The organism is Actinophytocola sp. (assembly GCF_045807065.1).
GTDB lineage: Bacteria > Actinomycetota > Actinomycetes > Mycobacteriales > Pseudonocardiaceae > Actinophytocola.
Genome location: NZ_JBJMIE010000341.1, coordinates 1 through 10404, shown reverse-complemented (window position 1 = coordinate 10404; position 10404 = coordinate 1). Strand labels below are relative to the sequence as shown.

The 10404-nt window shown below is 69.5% G+C and carries 8 protein-coding genes and 2 pseudogenes; 3 read left to right on the top strand and 7 right to left on the bottom strand.

Annotation, left to right across the window (positions count from 1 at the left end):
* The 4 genes and pseudogenes from ACJ73U_RS19780 to ACJ73U_RS19765 form a co-directional block, all read right to left on the bottom strand.
* Positions 1-245 (bottom strand): annotated as a pseudogene (locus tag ACJ73U_RS19780) (oxidoreductase); the annotation flags it as partial.
* Between the two features lie 12 nt (positions 246-257).
* On the bottom strand, positions 258-2144 hold the full coding sequence (asnB, locus tag ACJ73U_RS19775; RefSeq protein WP_407779134.1) for an asparagine synthase (glutamine-hydrolyzing): 1887 nt from the start codon (positions 2142-2144) through the stop codon (positions 258-260).
* 3 nt (positions 2145-2147) lie between these two features.
* Positions 2148-3698 carry a Wzz/FepE/Etk N-terminal domain-containing protein gene (locus ACJ73U_RS19770; RefSeq protein WP_407779133.1) on the bottom strand — a complete coding sequence of 517 codons (1551 nt, stop codon included), beginning with the start codon at positions 3696-3698 and terminating at the stop codon, positions 2148-2150.
* Complete coding sequence (locus ACJ73U_RS19765; RefSeq protein ID WP_407779132.1) at positions 3695-5029, bottom strand: exopolysaccharide biosynthesis protein; 1335 nt, start codon at positions 5027-5029, stop codon at positions 3695-3697. The genes ACJ73U_RS19770 and ACJ73U_RS19765 overlap by 4 nt, the downstream gene beginning before the upstream one ends.
* A 139-nt stretch (positions 5030-5168) precedes the next feature.
* Here ACJ73U_RS19765 and ACJ73U_RS19760 point away from each other — a divergent pair, with 139 nt between their 5' ends.
* Both ACJ73U_RS19760 and ACJ73U_RS19755 read left to right on the top strand, forming a co-directional pair.
* Positions 5169-5570, top strand: a complete 402-nt coding sequence (locus tag ACJ73U_RS19760; protein WP_407779131.1) for a hypothetical protein — start codon at positions 5169-5171, stop codon at positions 5568-5570.
* A 4-nt stretch (positions 5571-5574) separates the two neighbouring features.
* A complete protein-coding gene (locus tag ACJ73U_RS19755) occupies positions 5575-6204 on the top strand; it encodes a DUF3558 domain-containing protein (RefSeq protein ID WP_407779130.1) in 630 nt (209 codons plus the stop codon).
* Here ACJ73U_RS19755 and ACJ73U_RS19750 read toward each other — a convergent pair whose 3' ends face one another.
* The 3 genes from ACJ73U_RS19750 to ACJ73U_RS19740 are packed head-to-tail and all read right to left on the bottom strand — an operon-like array spanning position 6205 to position 9957.
* Positions 6205-7443, bottom strand: a complete 1239-nt coding sequence (locus ACJ73U_RS19750) for a hypothetical protein (protein WP_407779129.1) — start codon at positions 7441-7443, stop codon at positions 6205-6207.
* Between the two features lie 29 nt (positions 7444-7472).
* On the bottom strand, positions 7473-8651 hold the full coding sequence (locus ACJ73U_RS19745) for a glycosyltransferase family 4 protein (RefSeq protein ID WP_407779128.1): 1179 nt from the start codon (positions 8649-8651) through the stop codon (positions 7473-7475).
* Positions 8641-9957: a nucleotide sugar dehydrogenase gene (locus tag ACJ73U_RS19740; RefSeq protein WP_407779127.1), complete on the bottom strand. Its 1317-nt coding sequence runs from the start codon at positions 9955-9957 to the stop codon at positions 8641-8643. The genes ACJ73U_RS19745 and ACJ73U_RS19740 overlap by 11 nt, the downstream gene beginning before the upstream one ends.
* Positions 9958-10183: 226 nt before the next feature.
* On the opposite strand from ACJ73U_RS19740, the pseudogene ACJ73U_RS19735 reads away from it, so the two are divergent.
* A pseudogene (locus tag ACJ73U_RS19735) lies at positions 10184-10404 on the top strand (UDP-glucose 6-dehydrogenase); the annotation flags it as partial.

Here is a 10404-nt window from a genome sequence, read left to right as displayed (position 1 = left end):
TTGCGGTACGTCGCCGCGAGGCCGTTCGTCGCGACGCACTGCATCACCTTCGCGACCTGGTCCGGCCGGGCCTTCGCCTTGCCCAGCAACGACTTGCTGGCCTCGCTGACCTTCATCAGCTCAGTGCCGGTCGAGATCAGCGAGTACAGGGTCCGCACCAGCACCCCGCCCGGCTTGCACGCCGGTTCCGGCACGTCGAGCAGCGCCAGCTCGCCGCTCTTGTAGTTCTGCACAACCTGCTTCAAGGCCTTTTCCTTCTACTTGTTGGTAGCCGCGCGGTACCAGTGCTCGAGCGTCAACACGTGCCAGAGGTGCTTCGACCGGTCCTGCTGCCCCGACGCGTCCTCGTCGACCAGCCGCTGCAGGGCCTCGCGGCGCAGGAAACCGTTGCGCACCAGGAGTCCCTCGTTCACCACCTCGTGGACCAGCGGCGCGAGGTCGCGGCTCATCCACGCCCGCAGCGGCGCCGAGAACAACCCCTTCGGCCGGTAGACGATCTCCTCCGGCAGCATCGACAGGGCCGCCTTCTTCAACGCCACCTTCCCCTGCCGGCGCACGATCTTCGCCGAGCCGGGCAGGGCGAACGCCGCCTTCACGACCTCGACGTCCACGAACGGCACCCGCACCTCGGTGGACGCCGCCATCGACGACCGGTCCGTGTACGCGAGGTTCAACCCCGGCAGGAACAGCCGCGAGTCCGCGAGGCACATCCGGTTCACGAAGTCCGACAGGGAGTTGTCGTGGTAGGTGTCCGCGTGCTCGGTCAGCACGTCGTCCACCGTCGCACGCAGGTCCGGCGAGAGCAGTCCCGTCAGCTCCGCGTGGTCGTACATGGTGTAGCTGCGCCGAAAAGCGGTTTCCTCGGGCAGTTCCGCGAACGACAGGAACCTCTTGGCAAATCGCACGGACCGGTAGCCGCGTTTCGCGGACGCCACCGGCAGCCTGTCGACAACCGACCGGATCGGCGACCGCAGCGCGGCGGGCACCTTCTGGTACCGCAGCGCGAGCGTGTTCGCGAGGTGCTTGCGGTAGCCGGCGAACAGCTCGTCCGCGCCCATCCCCGACAGCATCACCTTCACCCCGGCCTCGCGGGCCGCCGAGCAGATCAGGAACGTGTTGATCGCCGCGGGATCGCCGATCGGCTCGTCGAGGTGGTAGGTCATCTTCGGCAGCAGGTCCAGCACCTGCGGCGCGATCTCGATCTCGTGCAGGTCGACGCCGAACTTCTCCGCCACGATCCGCGCGTACTTCAGGTCGTCCGGCATGGCCTCGAACCGCGCGTCCTCGGCGCGGAAACCAATGGTGTACGCGGAGATCCCGGGGCTGTGCCGGGCCGCGAGCGCGGTCAGGTAGCTGGAGTCGAGCCCACCGGACAGGAACGTCGCGACCGGCACGTCCGCCAGCAGGTGCGCCCTGGTCGACTCCTCGACCACCGCGGCCAGGTCGACCGGACCGGAATGCTGCGCCTCGGCGGCGACGTCCCGGAGCGAGAAGTACGTGCCCTGCTCGGTCGATCCGTTCGGCTTCATCCGCAGCCAGCTCCCCGGTGGCAGCTTCGCCGCCTCCCGGTACGCGCACCGGCTGTCCGGCACCCAGTAGTACAGCAGCGACGCGACGAGCGCGGCGTCGTTGACGGTCAGGTCACCCAGCTCGCCCGCCAGCGCCTTCAGCTCGGACGCGAACGCCAGCCCGCCCCCGCGCCGCACGTAGAACAGCGGCTTGATGCCCAGCTGGTCGCGCGCCAGCGTCAGCTCCCCGGTCCGCTCGTCGAAGATCCCGAACGCGAACATCCCGCGCAGCCGCGGCAGGCAGTCCACGCCCCAGCGCCGCCACGCCTCCAGCAGCACCTCGGTGTCGGACGTGCCGCGGAACCGCACGCCGTGGGACGCCAGCTCCCCGCGCAGCGCCGGCGCGTTGTACAGCTCACCGTTGTAGGTGAGCACCAGCCCGTCGGAGACCATCGGCTGCGCGCCGGTCTCGGTCAGGTCGATGATCGACAGCCGCCGGTGACCGAGGTGGAGGTCGGCGGCCGCGTTGCTGTAGCGCCCGGACGCGTCCGGCCCGCGGTGCGCCAGCGTCTTGGTGAGCCGTTCCGTCAGCGGGCCGCCGTCGGGCCACAGGTAGGCACCTGCGATGCCGCACATGTGTCAGCCTTTCTTCTCGGCGGGCCGCACCGGTGCGAACCGTTTGGTGGGGAGGTCGTGCACGTTCATGCCGTTGGTCGTGCCGTTCGTCGTGCCGTTGGTCGTGTTGTTGGTCTTGTGCCTGGCCCGGCCGCGTAGCGCCGTGTGCAGGCCGTCCCACAACGTGCCGTCGGACTTGTCCCGCCGGTCCGGATCCGCGAGCACGACGCCGACGATCGGGATGCCGGCGTCGGCGAGCTGGCGGGCGACCGTGTGCAGCCAGGTCGTGTTCGCGAACCCGGCCTTCACGACCAGCAGCGTCTCCGTGCCGAGGTGGGGCAGGTCGGTCCACGCGGTCCCGGGCGCGACGGACCCGAGCCCGATGCGGGCCTCGCCCTCCTGCGGTGCGCCGGTGTCGTCGGCGCCCACGACCCGCACACCGTCCGGCGCCTCCCTGATCCGCTCCGGCGGATCCGCGACCAGCACGACCGCCTGCTCGACGGCCAGCTCCGCGGCGACGTCGGCGGCGAGGCCGGCGGCGAGCGGCGCGGCACCCAGCTCGAGGATGGACACGGGCCCGGACCCGTCCCGCACGAGGCGGACGAGCGTGACGGCGACCCGCTTGCGGGTCTGCGCGGCCTTCTTGCCGGGCAGGAACCGCGTTCTCCCGCGCCGCGGCAGCTCCGCGATGACCGAGGCACCGAGGTGCTCGGCGATGTCCTTGCGCAGCACGGGCTTGTCCCGCACCACACCGCCGACGGCGGCCACCGCGAGCCCGATGACGAGCCCGACCACGAGCCCGATGCCGCCGTTGGTGGCGCCGGTCACCTTGAGCGAGATCTTGACGGGCCGTGGCGCGTCGACGATCTGCGTGCCGGCGCTGACACGTGGCGCGCCCAGCCCGGCCTGCTGGGCCTGCTGCGTCAGCTGCGAGATCTGGCTGGTCAGGTCGGCCCGGCGGGCGTAGAGCGAGTCGAGGTTGGCGGCGTTGGGCGTCGGGGCGTCCTGGTTGTTCTGGTTGTTCTGCGCGGCGGTCTCGGCACTGGAGATCTGCCCGTTGACCTGGTCCAGCTCGGACTGCACCTGAGCGCGCTGGTCGGTGATGGCCTTCGCGTCGGCCTTGGCAGCGGCCTGGATCCGTCCGATGTGGTCGGCGATGAAGGCCTCGGCCAGTGCCTTGGCCCGCCGCACGGCATCGGCGCTGGAGGTGCCCTTGACGGTCAGCTCGAGGACGTTGTTCGTGAGCCCGACGACCTGGAAGTCCTTGAGGAACTCCTCGGGCCGCTCGTGCGAGTCGAGTTTCCTGAGTGCCGCGCCGGCGATCCGGGTGGTGGTCATGAGGGTGACGTCGGTGCGGATGAGGCTGCCGCCGTCGGAGGCGTTGTCCTCCTCGTGCACGACGAGGATGCGGGTGACCGCGGTCGGCGCGGGCGGCATGAGCACCGCGAGCGCACCGCCGCCAAGCAGCCCGACCAGGGCGAACGTGAGCCAGAGCCGCCGCCCGCGCCGAATCGCGACCCACAGCCGGGCGAAGTCCAGGAGGTGCTGCGGCTGGGGGTTCTCGGGGTTGGTCATCCGGCACCCGCCAGCACCGGCTCGCGCTCCGGTTGGGGCTCGTCGGCGGGTGGTTCGGTCGGGTGCGCGACGACGACGCCGAGGACGTCGTGCCCGGCGTCCGCGCACGCTTCGGCGATCCCGACCAGCTCCCACCCGTTCCGCGTCCCGGCCGTGACGACCGCCACGACACCGGGCACCGCCTCGTCCGGCACCGTCGGGCGGGCCGGGTCGGCCTCCCACACGGTCAGCGTGAGCCGCACCTCGAGGGCGAACTCCGTCAGGCGGGCGGCGGCCACGCGGGCCTCCGGATCGTCGGCCGCGACCACCGCCAGCAGGCGCCCGGGCCCGGACGGGAGCTGGTCACGCAGCCGCGACAGCACCCGTCGGTAGCGGATGGCCAGTCCGACCTCGTCCGCGGCAGGTGGTAGGGCGGCAACGTGCCAGGGCCGATCCCCGAGGAAGAAGGACCTGACGCCCGCGACGACCCCGGTGGCCCTTTCGACCGGCGCGGCGGGCACCTCGACGCCGCCCAGCACCCCGGCCCCGAGCGCGGAGGCGATCACGGCCTCGTCCCGCACCCGCCGATCGGCCCGCGCGGCGAAGAGCTGCCAGAAGACGCCGATGAGGAGGAACAACAGCGCCCCGCCCCCGATGAGGTCCGTCATGGTCGGCGCCGCGGCCGAGAGCGGGCGCTCGGCCGGACCCATCACGACCATCTTGGCCTGCCCGGAGGCGGTGTCGAGCTCGTCGAGCTTGGCGACGGCCTGGGAGAGCGCGGTCCGCAGCTGCTCCAGCTCGGTCCGCACCCCGACAGAGTCGATGGTCTGCCCCTCACCGGCGGAGTTGTGCAGGTCGGAGATCTTCTGGTTGGTGTCGATGATCTGCTGGCGGAGGGTCTGCTGCTGCTCCTGCGACACCTGCGCGGACGCGTCCGTGGTGGTGGAGAGCAGCTGGGTGGAGAAGGTGACGTACTCCTGGGCCACCCGGTCCGCGAGCCGCTGGGCCTGCTCGGGAGTGTCCGCGGTGGCCGTGATCTCGATGATGTTGCCGTCCGCCACCGCGGCCGTCACCCGGTCGACCAGATCAGCCCCCGAAAGCCCCCACTTCAAGGCGCCGGCGGTCCGGTCCAACACAACCGAGCTCTGCGCCACCTGGGCCTCGGTGAGCAACTCGTTCGGGTCACGAGCCCCCTGCAACACCACACTGGCGGACGTCTCGTAACCAGGAGAGAACACCAAAGAGGCCCCCGCTCCCACGAACGCCCCCACGACGGCGATCACGATCAGTAACCGCCACCGCAGGCGCAAGACCTGCCAGATGACGGACAGCCGTGCTTGATCATCGTTCACCGCGTGAGGCCCCCTTTCAAGCTACGCGTCGCCCGAAACCCGGATTTGGTTACAGCGGTGCCCACTTCGAACCGACCTCACAGGAACCACCCGTGCCGTATGCTCGGTTACCGAGAGTTCCAAGACGCAGGGGGAGCGCATGGGCGGCGAGCGCGACCGGATCGTGGTCGAGCTGAGCAAGTTCACCAACGACACGACCGAAGGCACCACAGCCGGCACCTTCACCTTCGACCCGGACACCATCCGCCAGGTGATCAAGAACTACATCGAACTCGCCGACAGTTACGACCAGTCAACGCGGGATGCTGAGCCCATGGTCAAGGTCGGGCCTTCGGCTCAGGAATATGTCAGCGAGAGTTTCGCGTCCAAAGTCAACACGTCTGGCGATTCCTACCTCGCGTACTGCCGGCACTACTCAGCCTTCTACCTGGAACAGGCGCAGAAGTGTCAGGACGCGTTGGACACCTACCTCGGCGTGGAGGAGCGCACGATCATCGGCCTTGGCCAGACCGGCGTCGGCGATACTCGACCGGTGGTCTAGCGCCGTGGCTTTCCGACATGCCTTGGCCATTCTTGGTGTGCTTGCCGTGGCGGTAGTCAGCGCCTGCACCACGACGAGCAGGGGAGAGCCCGTGCCTCGAACCACGGTGGAGTCCTCGGGCACGGGGTCGTCATCGACGGAGAACGGGCAGGAGTTGCCGTATGCGGGGGCTCCCAAGGTGGACGACCCACTGGACACCACGCGCTTCCAACAGGATCCCTGTCAGACGCTCACCGCGGATCAGGCCCGCAGCCTCACGCTGCCGCCTTCTGGTGAGCGGAGGGACGCACCTTTCGGCAAGGCCTGCACGTGGGAGAACGCTGACACCCGGGGTTTGGTGGAGATCCATTTTCTGGACGGGGATCCGCGTGGGCTCAGCGTGGAGTACCAGGCGCACAAAGACGGCAAGACCGCCCTCTTCGAGGAATTGCCGCCTATCGAAGGTTATCCTGCCGTGATCTCCAACGTGTTCGACGACCGTGCGAGCGGTAAGTGCACGGTCGTTGTCGGCGCGTCCGATGAGATCAGGTTCGAGGTCCCCGTCCGGTTGTCGTCTGAGAACATCGGGCACAAGGACCCCTGCCAGGTGGCCGCCATAGTCGCCGGGTTGGCGTTGGCGACCATCAAGAGCTGATCAGTCGTCCTCGTAGTCGTCGTCGCCTATTACCTGGGGGGCGGTTAGTTCGTCGCTGCCGAAGAGGCTTTCGGGGTCGGCTTCTATGAGGATTTTGCGGTGGTGTTCCTCGTCTTCGTTGTCCTTGCCTCGGGTGGGGGCGGTGGGGGTGCCCATCATTCCCGGGCCGGGGCGTCGTGTTGCCGCTGTCGCCGTGCGTTGGGCGGCTGCCTCCTCGGCGGTTAGCGGGCCTGCGCCCGTCGTGCCGCCACGGAGCGCCGGGTCTCTCCCGGTGGTGCCTGGACCACCGGTACCCGGGCCGGCGCCAGGACCGTAGGTCACACCGCCAGTCGTGAAGCCACCAGGCATGAACGGCGCCTGCCCCGGCGACCCACCCGGCCCCGGCCCACCCGCCACCTGTCCACCCGGCCCCGGCCCACCCGGTACCGGTCCGGGCGACCAGCCTGGACGCGGACCGAAATCGCTGGGGCTGGTCTCCTGGACACCGCCCACGGGAACACCACCAGGACCAAATCCAGAACCCGGACCAGGGCCAAAGCTGGAACCCGGACCAAAACCGGAACCAGGGCCAGGACCGCGACCAGAGCCAGGATCCCGACGCCCACCCAACGGCTCGGACGGCCCGCCGTCCCGCGGTTGCCCGCCATCCCGCGGAGACCCGTCGTCGGGAACCTCGATGTAGTCGCCGGTGTCGCCGACGGTCACCGTCTCGCCGGAATCGTCCACGATCGTGTACGGACGCATGCCGCTTTCGTAGCTTTCGCTGGCTGTGTCGTAACCGCGGAACACGTCGATGTTGTGCTGGGCGTCGGACTGGTACGACATGACCTGCCGCTCGTAGTCGACGAACGGCCACATCGGGTCCGTCAGGTCCTGCTTCGGTGGTCCGGCGGGCACGGGGCGGACGCTGTTGGCGGCGTGGTGGAACGACGAACTCTGCCGGTCCATCAGCTTCTGGGCCTCGGCCAGCTGGTCCGTCCCGGCATGCGCGTTGTCGACCAGGGACTTCACCACCCCCGACGCCCCCGCGCCGGCCGAACCTTCCCAACCGCTCTGCAGGAGCGCGGCCTGCTTGCCCAGCAGCAGGGCCCGCGCCCCTTCCGCCACGGCCTGTGCCTGCGCCGCCGCACGCCCCTCCTCGAGCAGCCGCGTGTCGCCGGCCCGCAGCTTCTCGTAGATCTCATGCGGCGTCAGCGGTTTGATCAGCTTGCCCACGACTACCTCCCGGTAGTCGAGCATATGCGATCCGCGTTCACCCCGTGGGGTGTTCAGCCCGCCATCGCCGCTTCGTACGCCGCGAGAAGGGCCTTCTGGGAGTTCGACCACGCGAGGGATCCCTCCACCCGCTCCTTGCCGAGCTTGCCCATCCGCTCCCGTTCCGACGGGTCGTCGAGCAGCCGCGACGTCAACCGCGCGAACTCGGCCTCGTCGTTGGCCGGGGCGTACACCGCGGCCTCGCCGGCCGAGACGCGGGCCTCGCGCAGCTCGAACGACACGATCGGGCGGCTCATGGCCATGTACTCCATGACCTTGTTCATCGTCGACACGTCGTTGAGCGGGTTGTGCGGGTCCGGCGACAGGCACACGTCCGCTGTGGACAGATAACGCACCAGGTCCTCGTCCGGGATGCGGCCGGTGAACTCGACGAGGTCGGCCAGGCCCAACGACCGAGACAGCGCCACCATCTCGTCGAACGTGTCGCCGGCGCCGACGAACACCGCGTGCCAGTCCTCGCGTTCTGCGCGCAACAACGCGAGCGACCGCAACGCGTAGTCGACGCCGTCCTGCGGGCCCATCACGCCCAAGTAGCAGAGCAGGTGCGGCTTGCCCTTCTTCAGCTCGGGCTCGGCCGGCACCTGCCGGAACCGCTCGATCACCGGCGCGCTGCGGACCACGAACACCTTGTCCGGCGCCATGTTCCCACGCGTGAGCGCGGCGGAACGGTAGCTCTCGTTCGTCGAGATCACCACGTCCGCGGTCCGGTACGTCGCCCGCTCCAGCCGGCACACCATCCGGTACAGGAAGTCCTTGCCCCGCGACGCGAACCGCGACAGGTACAGCTCCGGGCACAGGTCGTGCTGGTCGAAGATGAACTTCGCACCCCTCCGGCGAAGCATCCTGGCGACCAGGAACAGCAGGTCCGGCGGGTTGCACGCGTGCACGACGTCGACGGGCCCGATGCGCCGCGCCAGCCGGAGGGTGTGCCACAGCGCGGAGCCGTACTCCTTGACGTACCCGCGCGGCCCGCCGGTCGCCGCAGTGAGCGGGTACCGGTGGATCTTCACACCGTTCAGCTCCACATAGGACTCACGATCCCGCTTGGTCCCCTGTGGACAGATGACGTGCACGTCCCAGCCCGCGTCCCGCAGCGTCTGCGACTCCTGCCACACACGGCGGTCGAACGGCACGGACAGGTTCTCGACGAGGATGAGCGCTCTACCAGGCAAGGCCCACGTACCCCTTGTCGTTCCGGCGGATCTCGGCGTCGGGCAGGCGGACCAGGTCGATGACCGTGCGCGGACCACCCGGCGGCAGCGCGGCGAGCACGGCCGGGTCCGCGGACGCCACCAGGCACACCTCCGCGTGGTCGAGTACCTCCTCGACCGAGCCGGCGAGCAGGGAACCGAGGTGCGGCAGGCGCTGCTCGATGTACTCCCGGTTCGCGCCCAGCAGCCGCGACATGCTCACGTTCGCGTCGTAGATGCGCAGGTCGTAGCCCTTGCCCAGCAGCCGCTCGGCCAGCTCGACCATCGGGCTCTCACGCAGGTCGTCGGTGCCCGGCTTGAACGACAGGCCGAACAGCCCGACCTTGCGCCGGCCGGTCCGCACGACAAGCTCGAACGCCCGCTTGAGGTGCTCCTCGTTCGAGGGCAGCACGTGCGCGAGGATCGGCACGCTCACGTCCGCCCGGTGCGCGGCGTGGACCAGCCCACGCAGGTCCTTCGGCAGGCACGAGCCGCCGAACGCGAAGCCCGGCTTGAGGTAGGCGGGGCTGATGTTGAGCTTGCGGTCCGCGAGGAACACGTCCATCACACGGTGCGAGTCCAGCCCGAGCGCACCGCAGATCGCGCCCAGCTCGTTCGCGAAGCCGATCTTCAGTGCGTGGAAGGAGTTGTCCGCGTACTTCGTGATCTCCGCGACCGGGATCGGCACGCGGAACACGTCGCCGGGCAGCCCGTCGTACAGCGCCGCGACCGCGTCGCCACTCCGCGCGTCCAGCTCGCCGATCACGGTCTTCGGCGGGTCGAAGAAGTCGCGGACGCTCGTGCCCTCCCGCAGGAACTCCGGGTTCACCGCGACGCCGAAGTCGACGCCGGCCGTGCGGCCGGACGCCTTCTCCAGGATCGGGACCAGCAGGTTCAGGCACGTCCCCGGCAGCATGGTGCTGCGGAACACGATCGTGTGCCGGCCCTCGCGGGAACCCAGCGCCTCGCCGATCTCCTCGGCCACCCGCTCCAGGTAGGCCGTGGACAGGCTGCCGTTCGGCGCCGATGGCGTGCCGACGCAGACGAGCGAGACGTCGGAGTTCGCCACCGCGTATGCGACGTCCGTGGTCGCGCGGAGCATGCCGGCGTCGACCACCTCACGCGTCAGCTCGCCGATCCGCTCCTCGACCACGGGCGCGTTGCCGCCCATGATCAGGTCGATCTTGGTGGGGTTGACGTCGACGCCGATGACGTCGTTGCCGCGGGACGCGAGACACGCGGCCGAGACGCAGCCCACGTAACCGAGCCCGAAGACACTGATCCTCATCGCTCGGCCCGCCTTTGGGCAGCACAAAGCAAGCGTGCCATTACCACGCCTTTCTCCTGCTGGTAAATGCCTGCGGTTCGCACCCGCGGGCTCCGCTCACTGCAGGCGTACGGGTCCCGACACCGCACCCTCGTTCAGACAGTCAGTCGGCCGTCGGTGGGTCGCCGTTACGACGCATGTAGTTTCAGTCGCAGACCTGTCGGACGTCAGGAGGGGAGTCCGGACCGTGTTCGTACGGCGGATTGCGGTAGTGGGAACCGGATATGTCGGGCTCACCACGGGCGCGTGTCTCGCGTCACTCGGCCATCACGTGGTGTGCGCGGACGTCGACGCGGAGAAGGTCAAGCGCCTGGCGGCTGGCGAAGTGGACATCCTGGAGCCCGGCCTGCAGGACCTGGTCCAGGGCGGGCTCGCGGCCGGCCGCCTGTCCTTCGTGCTCGGCGCGGC

What these genes read in the sequence shown, in the direction of transcription:
- asnB (WP_407779134.1), bottom strand. Translation starts at nt 2,144, where the DNA reads ATGTGCGGCATCGCAGGTGCCTACCTGTGGCCCGACGGCGGCCCGCTG.
- ACJ73U_RS19740 (WP_407779127.1), bottom strand. Translation starts at nt 9,957, where the DNA reads ATGAGGATCAGTGTCTTCGGGCTCGGTTACGTGGGCTGCGTCTCGGCC.
- ACJ73U_RS19750 (WP_407779129.1), bottom strand. Translation starts at nt 7,443, where the DNA reads ATGCTCGACTACCGGGAGGTAGTCGTGGGCAAGCTGATCAAACCGCTG.
- ACJ73U_RS19760 (WP_407779131.1), top strand. Translation starts at nt 5,169, where the DNA reads ATGGGCGGCGAGCGCGACCGGATCGTGGTCGAGCTGAGCAAGTTCACC.
- ACJ73U_RS19770 (WP_407779133.1), bottom strand. Translation starts at nt 3,698, where the DNA reads ATGACCAACCCCGAGAACCCCCAGCCGCAGCACCTCCTGGACTTCGCC.